Annotated in this window: 10 protein-coding genes; 8 read left to right on the forward strand and 2 right to left on the reverse strand. The window is 75.5% G+C overall.

Annotated features, from left to right (window positions below; translation table 11 throughout):
* From G446_RS17055 to G446_RS0109085, 7 genes are all read left to right on the forward strand, one after another.
* A partial coding sequence (locus G446_RS17055) for an IS256 family transposase (RefSeq protein ID WP_034469905.1) occupies positions 1–426 on the forward strand: 426 nt, incomplete at its 5' end.
* A 584-nt stretch (positions 427–1,010) separates the two neighbouring features.
* Positions 1,011–2,843, forward strand: coding sequence for an acetyl/propionyl/methylcrotonyl-CoA carboxylase subunit alpha (locus tag G446_RS0109060; protein WP_026409909.1), 1,833 nt, complete (start codon positions 1,011–1,013; stop codon positions 2,841–2,843).
* 1 nt (position 2,844) lies between these two features.
* Positions 2,845–4,473, forward strand: a complete 1,629-nt coding sequence (locus G446_RS0109065) for an acyl-CoA carboxylase subunit beta (RefSeq protein ID WP_026409910.1) — start codon at positions 2,845–2,847, stop codon at positions 4,471–4,473.
* A 126-nt stretch (positions 4,474–4,599) separates the two neighbouring features.
* Positions 4,600–14,058: a type I polyketide synthase gene (locus G446_RS0109070; RefSeq protein WP_084779124.1), complete on the forward strand. Its 9,459-nt coding sequence runs from the start codon at positions 4,600–4,602 to the stop codon at positions 14,056–14,058.
* A 214-nt stretch (positions 14,059–14,272) separates the two neighbouring features.
* Complete coding sequence (locus G446_RS0109075; RefSeq protein ID WP_026409912.1) at positions 14,273–14,500, forward strand: FitA-like ribbon-helix-helix domain-containing protein; 228 nt, start codon at positions 14,273–14,275, stop codon at positions 14,498–14,500.
* Positions 14,497–14,892, forward strand: a complete 396-nt coding sequence (locus G446_RS0109080) for a type II toxin-antitoxin system VapC family toxin (protein WP_026409913.1) — start codon at positions 14,497–14,499, stop codon at positions 14,890–14,892. Before G446_RS0109075 ends, G446_RS0109080 begins: the two co-directional genes overlap by 4 nt.
* A 28-nt stretch (positions 14,893–14,920) precedes the next feature.
* On the forward strand, positions 14,921–15,469 hold the full coding sequence (locus tag G446_RS0109085) for a holo-ACP synthase (protein WP_084779125.1): 549 nt from the start codon (positions 14,921–14,923) through the stop codon (positions 15,467–15,469).
* 54 nt (positions 15,470–15,523) lie between these two features.
* Here G446_RS0109085 and G446_RS0109090 read toward each other — a convergent pair whose 3' ends face one another.
* Positions 15,524–15,919 carry a PIN domain-containing protein gene (locus G446_RS0109090; RefSeq protein WP_211228280.1) on the reverse strand — a complete coding sequence of 132 codons (396 nt, stop codon included), beginning with the start codon at positions 15,917–15,919 and terminating at the stop codon, positions 15,524–15,526.
* Between the two features lie 32 nt (positions 15,920–15,951).
* Positions 15,952–16,191 (reverse strand): AbrB/MazE/SpoVT family DNA-binding domain-containing protein, encoded by a 240-nt coding sequence (locus G446_RS0109095; RefSeq protein WP_026409916.1) that lies wholly within the window; start codon positions 16,189–16,191, stop codon positions 15,952–15,954.
* Positions 16,192–16,346: 155 nt separating this feature from the next.
* Here G446_RS0109095 and putP point away from each other — a divergent pair, with 155 nt between their 5' ends.
* The gene (gene putP / locus G446_RS0109100; protein ID WP_026409917.1) at positions 16,347–17,831 is read left to right on the forward strand and encodes a sodium/proline symporter PutP; all 1,485 of its coding nucleotides are present in this window, start codon (positions 16,347–16,349) and stop codon (positions 17,829–17,831) included.
* The last annotated feature ends 27 nt before the right edge of the window (positions 17,832–17,858 follow it).

Genomic DNA, 17,858 nt, shown 5'->3' on the forward strand with positions numbered 1-17,858 from the left:
GTCAACGCCCTGGTCTCCACGATCTTCGCCCAGACCAGCAGGGAGGCGGTCATGGCCCAGTACAAGCACGTCATCGACGCCTTGAGGGACCCGTTCCCCGAGATCGCCCAGATGCTGATCGACGCCCAGCCCGACCTGACGGCCTTCGCGGCCTTCCCCCGCGAGCACTGGACCAAGATCTGGTCCAACAACCCCATCGAGCGCCTCAACCGCGAGATCAAGCGCCGCGCCGATGTGGTCCAGGTCTTCCCCGACAGCGAGTCCGTCACCCGCCTGATCGGCTCCGTCCTGTTGGAGCAGCACGAGGAGTGGCAGTACGGCGAACGCCGCTACCTCTCCCAGACCTCACTGCGACACCTGACCGACATGCTCCAGGCCGACAACAGCACCGGCGGCCGCGCCGCCCTGCCCGCCATCACCACCTGACCGGAAGAACACCACACCAAGAGACTTGACCAACGCAAGTGGTCCGAACGGGAGAGCGCCACCATGAGCCCACTGAATAACCTTCCGTCTACTACGCCCCTTCCCCTCTGCTACGCCCTTTCGCCCTCCGCTACGCTCCATTTTCTCGTACAGCAGAGGGTGAAGAGACGCAGTAAAGGGAAAGGGGCGTAGTAGAGGGGAAGGGGCGGGGCGCGTCTCCCATTGCGACGGCGATTCCCGCGGGGCCCTCGGCGTCGAGGGACCCGCTGGCGGCGACCCACCGGTGAGGCTAGTCACATCCGGACCCGGCCGAGGGCGCCGCCGGTGCGGGCGGGGACTCGGGCGGGCCGCGGGGACGCGGGGCGCACGCGCACCCGCCGCCCCGGCGGGCGGGCGCGCGCGGACACAACACGACCCCCGCACTTTGTGAGGATTCCACAATTGGGTCCGGGGTGCATCGCCCCGTAGTGTTGGTTCTCGGCCGGACCACCCAGTGGAGTCTTGTAGAAGACGGGGAACGGCCGGGCGGAGGGCCGGTGCGCAGGGCGCCGGCGCCGCCCCCACCAGACCTTAGGAGCACACCGGTGACCACTCGGAGCGCGAACCGCGTCCTCATCGCCAACAGGGGGGAGATCGCCCTGCGCGTCGTGCGCACCGTGCGCGACCTGGGCGGCACCTCCATCCTGCCCTACACCCCCGAGGACCTGCTCAGCCCGGCCGCCGAGCTCGCCGACGAGGCCCACGCCCTGTCCGAGGGGTCGTCCTACACCGACGCCGCGGCGATCCTCGACCTCGCGCGGCGCACCGGCGCCGACGCCATCCACCCCGGCTACGGCTTCCTGTCCGAGCGCGCCGACTTCGCCCGGGCCGTCATGGACGCCGACATCACCTGGGTGGGCCCCTCGCCGGAGGCCATGGAGGCGCTGGGGGACAAGATGAGCGCGCGCGCCACCGCCGAGCGGGCCGGCGTCGCCCCCGTCCCCGGCATCACCGACTCGGTGACCGGCCCCGACGCCGTCATCGACTTCGCCTCCGCCCACGGCTACCCCGTGGCCCTCAAGCGCACCGACGGCGGGGGCGGGCGCGGCATCACGGTGCTCGCCTCCGAGGAGGAGGTCCGCTCCACCCCCGCCTTCGAGGCGGCGGCGGCCGGGGGCGGCGCCCTCATCCTGGAGAAGTTCGTCACGGCCGCCCGGCACATCGAGACCCAGTGCGCCCGCGACCGCCACGGCGCCTTCGCCGTGGTGTCCACCCGCGACTGCACCCTGCAGCGGCGCAACCAGAAGCTCCTGGAGGAGGCGCCGGCCCCCTACCTGCCCGAGGGCCTGGACGCCCGTCTGACCGGGGCCTCCCGCCGCCTCCTGGAGGCCGTCGACTACGTGGGCGTGGCCACCTGCGAGTTCCTCCTGACCCCCGACGGCGACCTGTGGTTCCTGGAGGTCAACCCCCGCCTGCAGGTCGAGCACTGCGTGAGCGAGGAGGTCACCGGCGTCGACCTGGTCGAGATCCAGCTGCGCATCGCCGTGGGCGGGCGCCTGGGCGAGATCCCCGCCCCCCGCGGCCACAGCGTCGAGCTGCGCATCACCTGCGAGGATCCCGCCCGCTCCCTGGCCCCCTCCACCGGCGCCATCACCCGCCTGCGCTGGCCCGCCGGGCCGGGCGTGCGCATCGAGTCCGGCGTCGTCGAGGGCGACGTCGTCACCCCCGTGTTCGACCCCATGCTCGCCAAGATCGTCGTCACCGGCTCCGACCGCGACCAGGCGCTGCGCCGGGCCCGCCGGGCCCTGCACGAGACGGTCGTCGAGGGCGTGACCGTGTGCACGGCCCTGCACGAGCACGTCCTGGGCCGCGAGGAGTTCACCGCCGCCGACCCGCGCGGCGGCCTGGGCGTGACCACGCGCTGGATCGAGACCGAGGTCCTGCCGGCCCTGGCCGATCCCGACGCCGCCGGGCCCGCGCCCGCCCCGGCCCCGGACAACCCGCGCACCCGCTCCAGCTACGTCATCGAGCTCAACGGGCGCCGCGTGCGCCTGACCGTCCCCGACGGCATCCTGGGCGGGCGCGGCCCGCGCCTGGGCGCCGGGTTCGCCGCCGCGACCGGCCGGGGCGCGGCCCAGCCGCTGCGCGGGCGCGGCCCGGCGGGGCGGGGCCCGCGCGCCGCCGAGGCCGCGGCGGGCGACCCCTCCGTCATCGCCGCGCCCATGCAGGCGATCGTCACCCGCATCTGCGTCGAGCCCGGCCGGCGGGTGAGCGAGGGCGACCTGCTGGTCGTCCTGGAGTCGATGAAGATGGAGAACTACGTCCACGCGCCCGCCGACGCCACCGTCGCCGACATCCCCGTCAGCGCGGGGCGCACGGTCGCCGCCGGCGAGGTCCTCGTGCGCATGAGGCCGGCCCGATCCGAGCAGGAGGACTGATATGACCACCGCCCCCGCACCCGCGCCCGGCCCGGCCGGCGCCCGGCCCGAGTCGGCCACCATGGCCGACTCCGCCGCCACCCGCGCCTTCCGCGAGCGCATCGCCCGCGTCGACGCCCAGGCGGAGGAGGCCGCCGCCAGGCGCCAGCACCCCAAGGGCAAGAGCACGGCCCGCGAGCGCATCGCCGAGCTGCTCGACGCCGACAGCTTCCTGGAGATCGGCCGCTACACCGGCTCCGGCGCGGGGGAGGGGGCGCGCCCCTCCGGCGTCGTGACCGGGTTCGGGCAGATCGGCGGGCGCCAGGTGGCCGTCTACTCCCAGGACTTCTCCGTGTCCGGCGGCGCCCTGGGCGCCATCGAGGGCGACAAGATCGTCCGCCTGCTCGACGACGCCCTGCGCCTGCGCATCCCCGTCATCGGGCTCATCGACTCCGGGGGCGCCAAGATCCAGGAGGGCGTGGGGGCGCTGCGCCAGTACGGGCGGATCTTCAACCGCACCTGCGCCGCCTCCGGCCTGGTGCCCCAGATCAGCGTCATCCTGGGCCCGTGCGCGGGCGGGGCGGTCTACAGCCCGGCCCTGACGGACTTCGTCATCGCCACCCGCGAGGCCTCCCACATGTTCGTCACCGGCCCCGACGTCGTGCGCGCCGTCACCGGCGAGCAGATCAGCGCCGAGGAGCTGGGCGGGGCCCGGATCCACGGGCGGGTGTCGGGGGTGGTGCACTATGTGGCCCAGGACGAGTCCGACGCCCTGGAGCAGGTGCGCACGCTGCTGGCCTACCTGCCCTCCTCGGCGGACCAGGAGGCGCCCCGCTACGACTACGACGACGCGGCCCGGGCCGCCGACGCGGCCGCCGCGGCGTCGGTGGGCTCCCTGGTGCCGGCCTCCTCCCGCCAGGCCTACGACGTGGCCGAGGTGGTGGCGGCCGTGGTCGACCACGGCGAGCTGGTGCAGGTCCAGGAGGTCTTCGCCCCCAACGTGGTCATCGGCTTCGCCTGCTTCGAGGGGCGCCCGGTGGGCATCGCGGCGAACCAGCCGCTGGCCGACGCGGGCACCCTGGACGTCAACGCCTCGGAGAAGCTGGCGCGCTTCGTGCGCTTCTGCGACGCCTTCGGGCTGCCGGTGGTCACCTTCGTGGACGTGCCCGGCTACCGGCCCGGCGCGGAGCAGGAGCACGCGGGCATCATCCGCCGCGGCGCCAAGGTCATCAACGCCTACGCCACCGCGACCGTCCCCCTGGTGACGGTCATCCTGCGCAAGGCCTACGGCGGGGCCTACATCGTCATGGGGTCCAAGGCCATCGGCGCGGACCTGAACTTCTGCTGGCCGGGCGCGGAGATCGCCGTGCTCGGGGCGCAGGGGGCGGTGGGCATCATCCACCGCCGCGACCTGGCCCGGGTGCGCGAGGAGCGGGGGGAGGAGGCGGCCGCCGCCGAGCACGAGCGCCTGGTGGCCCAGTACGCCGACTCCGTCATCAACCCGGACAAGGCGGTGGCGATCGGGGAGATCGACGCGGTCATCGCCCCGGAGGCCACCCGCTCGGTCATCGTCGACTCGCTGGCCGCCCTGGCGGACAAGCGCGACGCCCGCCACGTGCCGGCCAAGAAGCACGACAACATCCCCCTGTGAGCCCCTGCCAGATCCGCCCCCGAGTTCCCCAGTGACAGTGAGCCGATGACAGACCACCACGCCCCGCCGGCGCCGTCCGGCGCCGCCTCTTCCACCACCAGTCCGTCCACCACGACCGAGGATCGCATGAGCACCAAGTCCACCGCCCCCGCCGCCGGGGCCCAGGCCCGCACCGTCGCCGAGCGCCTGAGCGCCGGCGAGCCCTACGTCCTCGCCTTCGGCGGGCAGGCGACCCCCTGGAGGGCCGCCCTGGAGGGCCTGGTCGGGCTCGACGGCGACCTGGCCGGCGAGCTGGTGGCCGTGGACCGGGCCGTCGCCGACCTGCTCGCGCCCGTGGCCACCGACCTGCTGACCGTCACCCCGCGCGGGCTGCGGCTGCTGGACGAGGGCGCCGCGCCCATCGCCCCCGCGCCGGCGCCCGCCTCCGCCGACTCGGCGGACGTGTCCGTGCCGGGGATCCTCCTGGCCCAGCACGCGGTCGTGGCGGCCCTGGCCGGCGCCGGCGTGGACGTGCGCGCCACGCCGCCGGCGGGCGTCATCGGCCACTCCCAGGGGGTGCTCGGCGTGGCCCTCCTGGAGGCCATGGCCCGCCCCGGCGAGGAGGGCCGGCGGGCCGTGGCCGAGGTCCACGCCCTGGCCCGCCTCATCGGGGCCGCCGCCGCCCGCACGACCCGCCGCCTCGACCTGGGCCCGGCGGGGCGGGCCACGCCCATGCTCTCGGTGCGCGGGGTCACCCGCGAGGTGCTCGACGCCGTCCTGGAGGGCGTGCCCGGCGCCGGGCGCATCTGCCTGGGCGTGACCAACGGCCGTCAGGCCCACACCCTGTCCGGCCGCCCCGCCGACCTCGAGCGCGTGGTCACGGCCCTGGAGTCGGCGGCCGCCCGCAGCGCCCGGGCCCGCAAGGAGCGCCGCCGCGGCGGCGCCGTCCTGGCGCCGGTCACCGAGTACCTGACCACCTCGGTGCCCTTCCACACCCACCTGCTGGACGGGGCGGTGGCCGACGTCGTCGCCTGGGCGCGCGCGGCCGGGCTGGACGAGGCCCTGGCCCGCGACCTGGCCGCCGCCGTCCTCATCGACCCCGTCGACTGGCCGGAGCTGGTGCACCGGGCCCTGGAGGCCGATTCGCGCCCCCGGCTGGTGCTGGACCTGGGGCCGGGCACGGTCCTGACCCGCCTGACCGAGGCGGTCGTGGCCGGCACCGGCGTGAGCGTGGTGCCCGCCGGCACCGCCGCCGCCGTGGACGACCTGGACCGGCCGGGGGCCGGCCCCAGGCCCGCGGTGGACCGCTCCCGCTTCGCCCCGGGCCTGACCCGCCTGCCCGACGGGCGCCTGACCCTGGACACGGCCTTCACGCGCCTGACCGGCCGCTCCGCGGTGATGCTGGCAGGCATGACCCCCACCACCGTCGACCCGGAGATCGTGGCCGCGGCCGCCAACGCCGGGTACTGGTCCGAGCTGGCCGGCGGCGGCCAGACCACCGCCAAGGTCCTGGCGGACAACCTGGAGGGCCTGCAGCGGCGCCTGGAGCCGGGCCGCACGGCCGCCTTCAACGCCATGTTCATGGACCGCTACCTGTGGAACCTGCACCTGGGCACCCAGCGCCTGCTGTCCAAGGCCCGCGCCGGCGGCGCGCCCATCGACGGCATCACCATCTCCGCCGGCGTCCCCGAGCTGGAGGAGGCCACCGAGCTGCTCGGGCGCCTGCGCGCCGAGGGCTTCCCCTACGTCGCCTTCAAGCCCGGCACCGTCGACCAGATCCGCCAGGTCCTGGCCATCGCCGCGGCGGTGCCCGACACCCCGGTCCTCATGCAGATCGAGGACGGCCACGCCGGCGGGCACCACTCGTGGGAGGACCTGGACACCATGCTCCTGGCCACCTACGACGCCATCCGCAGCCAGGAGAACGTGGTGGTGTGCGTGGGCGGGGGCATCGGCACCCCCTCCCGGGCCGCCGACTACCTCACGGGCCGCTGGGCGCTGGCCCACGGCACCGCCGCCGCCCCGGTGGACGGCGTCATGGTCGGCACCGCCGCCATGACCGCCCTGGAGGCCAAGACCAACGACGACGTCAAGCAGCTGCTCGTCGACACCCCCGGCATCACGGCCGACACCCCCGGCACCGAGGGCGGCTGGATCGCCTCGGGCGCCTCGGCCGGCGGCATGACCTCGGGCCTGTCGCACCTGAGGGCCGACCTGTACGAGATCGACAACTCCTCCGCCCGGGCCTCGCGCCTGATCCAGGAGCTCGCCGGCAACGAGGAGGCCATGGCCGCGCGCCGCGACGAGATGATCGCGGCCCTGGCCAAGACCGCCAAGCCCTACTTCGGCGACGTCGAGGAGATGACCTACCTCGAGTGGGCCACCCGCTTCGCCGACCTGTGCGTCGCCCCGCACGAGGGGCGCAGTGCCGGCGCCGGGGACTGGGCCGACGAGAGCTGGTACGACCGCTTCCTGGACCTGCTGCACCGCGTCGAGGCCCGCCTGAGCGAGGCCGACCACGGGATGGTCCCCACGCTGTTCGCCGACGCCGACGCCGTCATCGACTCCGACGCCGCCCTGGCGGCCCTGGCCGAGCGCTACCCGCGGGCGGCCTCCACCCGGGTGGAGCCGGCCGACGCCGCCTGGTTCGTCGACCTGTGCCGCAAGCACCCCAAGCCGGTGCCCTTCGTGCCCGTCGTCGACGCCGACATCCTGCGCTGGTGGGGCACCGACTCCCTGTGGCAGTCCCAGGACCCGCGCTACAGCGCCGACCAGGTGCGCATCATCCCCGGCCCGGTGGCCGTGGCCGGCATCACCACCATCAACGAGCCGGTGGGCCACCTGCTGGGCCGCTTCGAGACGGCCGCCGTCGAGGCCCTCCAGGCCGCCGGCACCCCCGAGCGGGCGGCGGCCGGGCGCCTGGGCGCCATCCGCCCCGGGGCCGCGCCGGTCGCCGACGCCACCGGGCTGGTGCGCGCCGCCCCGCACGTGCTGTGGAACGGCCACCTGACCGTCAACCCCGCCCGGGTCCTGCCCGAGGGCGCCTACGCCGTCGTGGCCCGCCCCGACGTGGCCGAGGACGCCTACGACCTGGACATCCGCCTGGACACCCACTGGGACTCCACGCCCGGCGGGGAGGCGATCCACGCCGTGCGCCGCCTCGTGGTGCCGCTGCGCCTGGCCCGCGCCTGGGACGGGGCCGCCCCGCTGGTCGACCCCGGGCGCATCAGCGAGACCATGAACGACCTGCTGCGCGCCACCGCGGGCGTGGGGGCCGTGTCCGTCACCGGCGACCTCGTCGAGCGCCTGCCCGAGGTGCGCCCCGCCGAGCCCGGGGCGACCGACGCCCTGGGCCGGCCCTCGGCCCGCCCCTTCGGCACCGTCCACGCCCGCTTCACCCTGGCCGCCACCCTGGGCCACGACCACGGCGCCGTGACCGCCGACGCCCTGCCCGCCGACCTGTCGGCGGCCCCGCTGGCGCCCGACGCCCTGCTCGGCCCCTGCTGGCCGGTGGTCTACGCCGCCCTGGGCAGCGTCGTCGAGGACGGCATGCCGCTCATCGAGGGGCTGCTGGGGGCCGTCCACCTGGACCACACCGTCGACCTGCGCCGCCCGCTGGCCGAGCTGGCGGCGCGGGCCGGGGACGACTTCGTCATCCAGGTCGACGGCTGGGTCGCCGGCCTGGAGGAGTCCAGCGCGGGGCGCGTGGTCGACGTGCGCCTGGAGCTGACCGACGCCGCCGACGGCTCCCTGGTGGCCCTCATGCGCGAGCGCTTCGCCATCCGCGGGCGGGCCTCGGGCACCGCCGTGCCCTCCGCCCCGGAGCCGGCCGGGGGCACGGGGCGGGCCACCGCCCCCGCCGCCCGCCGCCTGCTGCGCCGGGTGAGGGTGACGGCGCCGTCGGACATGACGGCCTTCGCCCGGGTCACCGGGGACTTCAACCCCATCCACACCTCCTACAACGCCGCCCGCGTCGCCGGCATGGACGCCCCGCTGGTGCACGGCATGTGGCTGTCGGCCACCGCCCAGCAGGCGGCCGCGGCCACCGACCCCGACGGCGCCCGCCACGTCCTGGCCGGCTGGACCTACGTCATGCTGGGCACCGTCGAGCTGTCCGACACCGTGGAGATCAGCGTCGAGCGCACCGGCCTGGTGCGCGGGGGCGGCCTCGTCCTGGAGGTCACCTGCCGCATCGGCGACGAGGTCGTCTCGCGCGGCAGCGCCGTGACCGTCCCCGAGCCCACCGCCTACGTCTACCCCGGCCAGGGCATCCAGGCCCGGGGCATGGGCCTGGACGAGATGAACTCGTCGCGGGCGGCGCGCGAGGTGTGGGAGCGGGCCGACGCCCACACCCGCGCCGAGCTGGGCTTCTCCGTCATCAACCTGGTGCGCGACAACCCCACCGAGATGACGGCCCGGGGCGTGACCTACCGCCACCCCGACGGCCTGCTCAACCTCACCCAGTTCACCCAGGTGGCCCTGGCGACCGTGGCCATGGCCACCACCGCCCGCCTGGCCGAGGCCGGCGCCCTGGTGGAGGACGCCGCCTTCGCCGGCCACTCCCTGGGCGAGTACACGGCCCTGTCCGCCTACGGGCGCGTCATGCCGGTGGAGACCACCATCTCCATCGTCTTCCAGCGCGGCTCGACCATGCACACCCTGGTCGAGCGCGACGCCGACGGCGCCTCGAACTACCGCATGGGGGCGCTGCGCCCCAACCAGGCGGGCATCGGGGCCGAGCAGGTCGAGGACTACGTCGCCTCCGTGGCCGAGGCCAGCGGCGAGTTCCTCCAGATCGTCAACTTCAACCTGGCGGGCGTGCAGTACGCGGTGGCCGGCACCATCAAGGGCCTGGAGGCCCTGGCCGCCGACTCGCGCGCCCGGGCCGCCGAGCGCGGCGGCAAGAACCCGTTCATGTACGTGCCCGGCATCGACGTGCCCTTCCACTCCCGGGTGCTGCGCCCGGGCGTGCCCGAGTTCCGCGAGCGCCTGCTGGCCCTGATCCCCCACGACCTGGACTACGAGCGCCTGGTGGGGCGCTACGTGCCCAACCTGGTGGCCCGGCCCTTCGAGCTGACCCGGGACTTCGCGCGGGCCATCGCCGACGTGGTGCCCTCCGAGCCGGTGCGCGAGCTGCTGGAGGACTGGCCGGCGGCCGCCGAGCGGCCCCGCGAGCTGGCCCGCGCGCTGCTGGTGGAGCTGCTGGCCTGGCAGTTCGCCTCCCCGGTGCGCTGGATCGAGACGCAGGACGTCCTGTTCTCCTCGCCCGACGAGGGCGGGCTGGGCGTGGAGCACCTGGTCGAGGTGGGCCTGGCCGCCTCCCCGACGCTGGCGAACCTGGCCGCCCGCACGCTCATGCTGCCCCGCCACGCCGGGCGCCACGTCACGGTGCACAACGCCCGCCGCGACGAGGCGCGCGTCCTGGCCACGGACACCGACCCGGCCGTCGAGCCGGGCGGGGAGGACTTCGAGCTGCCGGCCGCCCCGGCGCCCGCTCCCGCCCCGGCCGCGGACGCCGCCCCGGCCGCGGCTCCGGCTCAGGCCGAGCCCCCCGCCGAGGCCGCTCCGGCCGCCCCCGCTCCGGCCGCCCCGGCGGCGGGGCCCGTGGAGGACCTGCCCTTCGGGGCCACCGACGCCCTGACGGTCCTGCTGGCCCACTCCGCCCGCATCCTGCCCGACCAGATCGGGGCCACCGACACCACCGAGACCCTGACCAACGGGGTGTCCTCCAGGCGCAACCAGCTGCTCATGGACATGGGCACCGAACTGCAGCTGGCCAGCATCGACGGGGCCGCCGACGCCGACATGACCGCCCTGGCGGCCACCGTCGCCAAGGGCGCTCCGGGCTACAAGGCCTTCGGGCCCGTCCTCACCGACGCCATCCGCACGGGCCTGGGCCGCATCCTGGGCCCCTCGGGGGTGCGCGCCGGGCGCATCGCCGAGCGCGTGGGCTCCGTGTGGGGCCTGGGCGGGGGCTGGGTCTCCCACGTGACCGCCGCCCTGCTCCTGGGCACCCGCGAGGGCGCCTCCGTGCGCGGGGGGGACCTGGCCTCGTTGGGCTCCAGCGCGCCCCTGGGCTCGGCGGGCGACGTCGACGCCCTCATCGACCGGGCCGTCCAGGCGGTCGCCGCCGCCCACGGGGTGTCCGTGTCCAAGCCCAGCGCCGGGGGAGGGGCGGGCGGCGCCGTCGTCGACTCGGCCGCCCTGGACGCCTTCGCCGCCTCCGTCACCGGGCAGCAGGGCGTGCTGGCCACCACGGCCCGCCACGTCCTGGCCGCCCTGGGCCTGGACGAGCCGGAGTCCTACGACGCCGCGGCGGCCGACGAGGCCGCGGCGACCCGCGCCCTGGTGGAGGCCGTCGACGCCGAGCTGGGGACGGGGTGGCTGAAGTTCGCGACCCCGGTCTTCCAGGCCGAGCGGGCCGTGCTCATCGACGACCGCTGGGCCACGGCCCGCGAGGACCTGGCCCGCCTGGGCAACGGTCAGACCGACCTGGACGCCGCCCGCGACCTGCTGGCCCCCGAGCGCTTCACGGGCCTGGGGCGGGCCGTGGCCGACCAGGCCGCCTGGTGGGCCGGCGCCCTGGCCTCCTCGCCGCTGGCCGACGCCGGGGAGCGGGCCGAGCTGGCCCGGGCCATCGCCGCCGCCGCCAGGTCCGCCCCGGTCGCCGGGTCGGCCCAGACGCTGTGGGCCGACGACGTGGCCGTGGTCACCGGCTTCGCCCCGCACTCCATCGCCGCGGCCGTCGTCGGGCGGCTGCTGGCGGGCGGGGCCACCGTGGTGGCCACCAGCTCGCGCCTGACCCACGAGCGCCTCGACTTCGCCAAGCGCGTCTACCGCGAGCACGCCTCCGCCGGCGCCCGCCTGTGGATGGTGCCGGCGAACCTGGCCTCCTACCGCGACGTCGACGCCCTGGCCCAGTGGATCGGCACGGACCGCACCGTCACCTCCGGGGGGGCCACCAGGCTCGTCAAGGAGGCCCTGGTGCCCACCGTGCTGTTCCCCTTCGCCGCCCCGCGGGTGGCCGGCACCCTGGCGGACGCCGGGCCGGGGGCCGAGCGCCAGGCCCGCCTGCTGCTGTGGAGCGTGGAGCGCACCATCGCGGCCCTGAGCGCCATCGGCACGGACACCCACGTCGACCACCGCCTGCATGTGGTCCTGCCCGGCTCGCCCAACCGCGGCGCCTTCGGCGGCGACGGCGCCTACGGGGAGGTCAAGTCCGCCCTGGACGCCGTGGTCAACCGCTGGTCCTCCGAGCCGGTGTGGGCCCGCCGGGTCACCCTGGTCCACCCGCGCATCGGGTGGGTGCGCGGCACCGGCCTCATGGGCGGCAACGACCCGCTGGTGGAGGCCGTCGAGGCCGCCGGGGTGCGCACCTGGTCCACCGACGAGATCGCCGGGGAGCTGGTGGGCCTGTGCGCGGCGCCCGTGCGCGCCGAGGCGGCCGCCGCCCCCGTCACGGCCGACCTGACCGGCGGCCTGGGCGACGACGTCGACCTGGTGGCCCTGCGCCGGGCCGCCGCCCGCGCCGGCGCCGAGGCGGACGGGCGGGAGCCCGAGCCGGCCGCCGTGGCGGCCCTGCCGACCCCGAGCGCGCCCGTCCAGCCCACCGCCCCCCACTGGGGCGAGGTGGAGGCCGACCTGGAGGACATGGTCGTCATCGTCTCCACCGGCGAGGTCTCCACCTGGGGGTCGGGCCGCACCCGCCGCGAGGCCGAGCTGGGCATGAGCGGGGGCGACGACGTCGAGCTGACCGCCGCCGGCGTCCTGGAGCTGGCCTGGGGCATGGGCCTGCTGACCTGGCAGGACTCCCCGAGGGCCGGCTGGTACGACGCCGAGGGCGAGTTCGTCGACGAGTCCGAGGTCTACGGGCGCTACCGCGACGAGGTCGTGGCCCGCTGTGGCATCCGCGAGTTCGTCGACGACGGCCTCATCGCCCCGGTCGCCGACGAGGAGGTCGCCGTCTACCTCGACCGCGACATCGTCCTGACGGTCCCCGACGAGGCCGCCGCCCTGACGATCCGCGACTCCGACCCCGAGCACACGCGCATCGCCCCCGACGCCGAGTCGGGGGAGTGGACGGTCACGCGCCTGGCCGGGTCGCTGGCCCGCGTGCCGCGCCGCGCCGCCCTGTCGCGCACCGTCGGCGGCCAGCTGCCGGTCGACTTCGACCCGCTGCGCTGGGGCATCCCGGCCTCCATGGCCGAGGGCATGGACACCATCGCCGCCTGGAACCTGGTCACCGCCGTCGACGCCTTCCTGTCGGCCGGCTTCTCCCCGGCCGAGCTGCTGCGCGCCGTCCACCCCGGCGACGTGGCCTGCACCCAGGGCACCGGCTTCGGCGGCATGGAGTCCATGCGCAAGATGTTCGTGGGCCGCTTCCTGGACGAGGAGCGCGCCGGCGACATCCTCCAGGAGTCCCTGCCCAACGTGGTGGCCGCCCACGTCATGCAGTCCTACATCGGCGGCTACGGCGCCATGGTCCAGCCGGTCAGCGCCTGCGCCACCGCCGCGGTGTCCATCGAGGAGGGCTGGGACAAGATCGCCCTGGGCCGGGCCGACGTGGTCGTGGCCGGCGCCATCGACGACATCTCCGTGGAGTCCGTCGTGGGCTTCGGCAACATGAACGCCACCGCCGAGGCGGGGGCCATGTACGCCCAGGGCATCTCCGCCCGCCACTTCTCGCGGGCCAACGACCGGCGCCGCGGCGGCTTCGTGGAGGCCGAGGGCGGGGGCACCGTCATCCTGGCGCGCGCCTCCGTGGCCGCCCGCCTGGGCCTGCCGGTGGCCGGGGTGCTGGGCTTCGTGTCCTCCTACGCCGACGGCGCCCACACCTCCATCCCGGCCCCGGGCCTGGGGGCCCTGGGGGCGGGGCGCGGCGGGCGCTCCTCGCGCCTGGCCCGGGCCCTGGCGGCCCTGGGCGTGCGGGCCGACGACATCGCCGTGGTCTCCAAGCACGACACCTCCACGGGCGCCAACGACCCCAACGAGTCCGAGCTGCACACCCGTCTGGCGCGCGCCCTGGGGCGCACCGAGGGCAACCCGCTGGTGGCCGTGTCGCAGAAGTCGATCACCGGCCACGCCAAGGGCGGGGCGGCGCTGTTCCAGGTGGCGGGCCTGACCGAGATCCTGGCCACCGGGGTGGCGCCGGGCAACGCCAGCCTCGACGTGGTCGACGCCCCGCTGGCCGAGGACGCCTTCTGGGTGTGGCCGCGCACCCCCATCCGCCTGACGGGCCGCGACGGCGGGCCGGTGCGCGCCGGCCTGCTCACCTCGCTGGGCTTCGGGCACGTCTCCGGGCTCATCGCCGTTGTCCACCCCGGCGCCTTCGAGTCGGCCCTGCGCCGCTCGGGCGGCCAGGGGGCGGTGGACGAGTGGCTGGAGCGGGCCAACCGCCGCCTGGCCGAGGGCACGCGCCGCCGCCGCGCCGGCATGATCGGGCGCGCCCCCCTGTTCGAGCCCGTCGAGGGCCGTCGCCTGGGCGAGCGGGCGGCGGGCCGCGACCCCCACGAGGTCGAGGCCGCCATGCTCCTGGACCCCGACGCCCGCCTGGGCGCCGACGGCGTCTACCACGCCGGCGAGCCCGGCGAGTCCCGGGGGGCCTGAGAGCCCCGGGAGGGCCCGGGGGAGCCCGGACCCTATCCCGCCCGCCCCCGCCGCGAACCCCCGGGTCCGCGGCGGGGGCGGGCGCGCCTTCGGGGGCGTGATCGCCAATCGCATCGTCTGTCTGCGGCGGGATCCGTTCCGGACCTCGGATCGTTCCGCGGGCGTCGTGGGGCCGCCCCTTCACCTGCCGCTAGCGTTCTGCTAGCATTGTGGCATGCCAGTGCTCTACGCCCGGGATGTTCCCGAGGACGTGGTGGACGCCCTCAAGGAGCGTGCCGCCGCGCGAGGGATGTCGATGTCCGCCTACGTCGTCGAGGAGCTCTCCCGCGTCGTCGCCCGCCCCACGAACGCGGACATCGTTGCGCGGCTGCGCGCTCTGGACCGTTCTCGGGGCGCGACCCGCGAGGACATCCTCGACGAGCTCCACCGGAGCAGACGGTGATCGTCGTCGACGCCTCGGCGATGATCGAGGCGCTTGTCGCGGATCGCGTCCACCCCGCTCTCCTCGATGCCCTGGACGACGATATCCATGCGCCCCACCTGCTCGATCTGGAGGTGCTCTCCGTTCTGCGCGGGCTGGAGCTGTCGCGCAAGCTTCCGGCTGGCCTCGCCGACTCCGCGCTGCGCTCCTACTTCGCATTGTCCATCGAGCGCCATGAGGCCGGTCTCCTCGCCAATCGCGTCTGGTCCTTAAGGTTCCAGCTCACCAGCTACGACGCCTCCTACATCGCCCTCGCCGAGGCCCTCCGGGCGCCGCTGGTGACGTGCGATGCCAAGCTCGCCGCGCGGGGTCATCTGGCGGACGTGCGCGTGATCGCGCGCGGGGACCGGTGAGCACCGGCGCCCGGCGGCGGGTCCGGTCGTGACCGGGCCGCCGGCCCCGCGCCCGCAGGGCTCCGCCGGAGCGGGCGGCGGGCGCGCCGCCCCGCGCCTGCCGCCGGTGCCCGACGCCGGGGGCCGGGTGCTGGGCGCGGGCCTGGACCTCGTCCACGTCCCCGGCCTGGCGGACCAGCTCGCCGTGGCCGGATCGGTCTTCGCCCAGAGGGCCTTCACCCCCCGCGAGCGGCGCGAGGCCGCCCGCCGCGCCCGCCAGTGCGGCTCCCGCCCGGCCGAGCACCTGGCGGCGCGCTGGGCCGCCAAGGAGGCCCTCGTCAAGGCCTGGTCCGCCGCGGCCAACGCCGCCGCCGGGCGGGCCGTCGCCCCGGTCCTGGCCCCCGAGGCGGTGGACTGGCGGGAGATCGAGGTCCTCACCGACCGCTGGGGCCGCCCCGGCCTGCGACTGGGCGGCCGGGTGCTCGACGCCGTCGAGCGCTCCCTGGGGGCCGGGGCGGGGCAGGCGTCCCGCTGGTCGGCGTCCCTGAGCCACGACGGCGACTGGGCGGTCGCGATCGTCCTGGCCCTGGCCGGGTAGCGCGCCGCTCCCCGAGCCCCGCGGATGCACGGCCAGGGGCCCTTTTCGCGCCGCTCAGGCCCGGGTCGTTCTCAGGATCTCGACACTCGTGCCGACCGCCTCGTACGTCGCCCTGGCGCGCGCGTCTCTGGTGACGAGCACGGCGTCGTTCTCACGTGCGGCCAGGGCCACCAGTCCGTCGTAGACGGCGCCGCCCGCGATGCCGAGGCGGGCCAGATGACGGTGCACATCGGCGGCCGCATCCGCCGGAAGCGTCAGCGTCCCGAAGAAACGATCGTCTATGAGCGCGGTCGCATCCGCGCAGCTCATGCGCGCGTCGCCGGGAAGCCGGGTCAGCACCGCGTAGGTCTCGGGCAGCGCATGACCGCTGAGGTGCAGTCGCCGTCCCCGCGCCCAGTCGCGCACGGCCTCATGGGCCGCGTGGGAGGCGACGAGCAGGGGGACGGCCACGCTCGTATCCACCGCGAACCTGGGCGGAGCCATCATCTGCGCCCGGCGTCGATGAGCGCGAACAGCACGTCGTCGGTGACGACGGTGTCCGATACGGCCACAAGACGCCCGTCCGCATCCCGCTCCAGTCGGGCGGTGCGACCGCCCGGCGTCAACTGCACCCCTCCGCCGTAGACCGAGACGTCCACCTGCGTGCCCGGAAGGAGCCCCGTCGAATCCCGCAGGCTCTTGGGAAGGAGGAGCCGCCCGCCCGAATCGATCGTCACCTTCATGGGAGCAGGCTACCATCTCGATCCCATCCGCGTTGAGCGGCCCGGGCGCGACAGCACTCCGGTTACTATTCGATTCGGTGCAAACACATGCACGCGGGGCCGTCGTTATTCACGGCGGCCCGCGACCCCCGATCCCTCACGGACAGGACGACCCCATGGATGAGACCACCTATCAGGCGATCGCCATGATCGTGTACTTCGTGGGCATGCTGGCCATCGGCGGCTGGGCCTACGGGCGCAACAACGACCTCGACGACTACATGCTCGCCGACCGCGGCCTCAACCCCTGGGTGGCCGCCCTGTCCGCCGGGGCCTCGGACATGTCCGGCTGGCTGCTCATGGGCCTGCCCGGCGCCCTGTACGCCCACGGCCTGGTGGAGGCGTGGATCGCCGTCGGCCTGACGATCGGCGCCTGGCTCAACTGGCGGTTCGTGGCCCCGCGGCTGCGCGCCTACACGGAGGTCGCCGGCAACGCCATCACCATCCCCAGCTTCCTGGGCAACCGCCTGCACGACACCCGTCACCTGCTGCGCTGGGCCTCCGGGGTGATCATCCTGGTCTACTTCACCTTCTACGTCTCCTCCGGCATGGTCGCCGGCGGCGCGTTCTTCGAGGGCTCCTTCGGCATGGACTACCGCCTGGGCATGGTGCTGGTCGCCGCGATCACGGTGGTCTACACCCTCATCGGCGGATTCCTGGCCGTGTCCTACACCGACTTCGTCCAGGGCCTGATGATGCTGGCCGCCCTGGTGGTCGTGCCCGTCGTCGGGATCATCCGCGCCGGCGGCCCCGGCGCCCTGATCGACTCCGTGTCCGCCGTCGACCCCCACTACTGGGCGCTGTGGGGGCCGACCACGCCGGTCCTGGCCGTCGTCTCCGCCCTCGCCTGGGGGCTGGGCTACTTCGGCCAGCCGCACATCATCGTCCGCTTCATGGCGATCCGCACCCCCGGCGAGGCCAGGGCGGGCAGGCGCATCGGCATCGGCTGGATGCTCCTGGCCGTGATCGGGGCGGGCCTGACCGCGGTCGTGGGCGCGGCCGTCTACCGGCGCGACCCGGCCGCCCTGGCCGACCCCGAGACCGTGTTCATCGCCCTGGGCCAGCTGCTCTTCCACCCCCTGGTCGCCGGGTTCATGCTCGCCGCCATCCTCGCCGCCATCATGTCCACCATCTCCTCCCAGCTGCTGGTGACCTCCTCGGCCCTCATCGAGGACCTCTACGGGGCGATCACCCGCCGGCGGGTCACCGGGGGCCGCCTGGTCCTGTACTCGCGCATGGCCGTGTTCGCCGTCGCCGTGATCGCCGCGCTCCTGGCCTGGAACCGGGGCGGGACCATCCTGGACCTGGTCGCCTTCGCCTGGGCGGGATTCGGGGCGGGCTTCGGGCCCACGGTCCTGCTGTGCCTGTACTGGAGGCGGCTGACCGCCGCGGGGGCCTTCGCCGGCATGATCGTGGGCGCCGCCCTGGTCATGGTGTGGGGCAACCTCGACGGCGGCCCCGGGGGCCTGTTCGACCTGTACGAGATCGTCCCCGGCTTCCTGGGCAACCTCGCCGTCGCCTGGGCCGTGTCGCGAACCGGCCGCCCCGACGGGAGGGTGGCCGACGAATTCGACGCCGCGGCCGACGCCGCCCGCCCGTGAGCGCCGCGCCGGGCGCGGGCGCCCCGA

It is taken from the genome of Actinomyces dentalis DSM 19115, from assembly GCF_000429225.1.
Lineage (GTDB): Bacteria > Actinomycetota > Actinomycetes > Actinomycetales > Actinomycetaceae > Actinomyces > Actinomyces dentalis.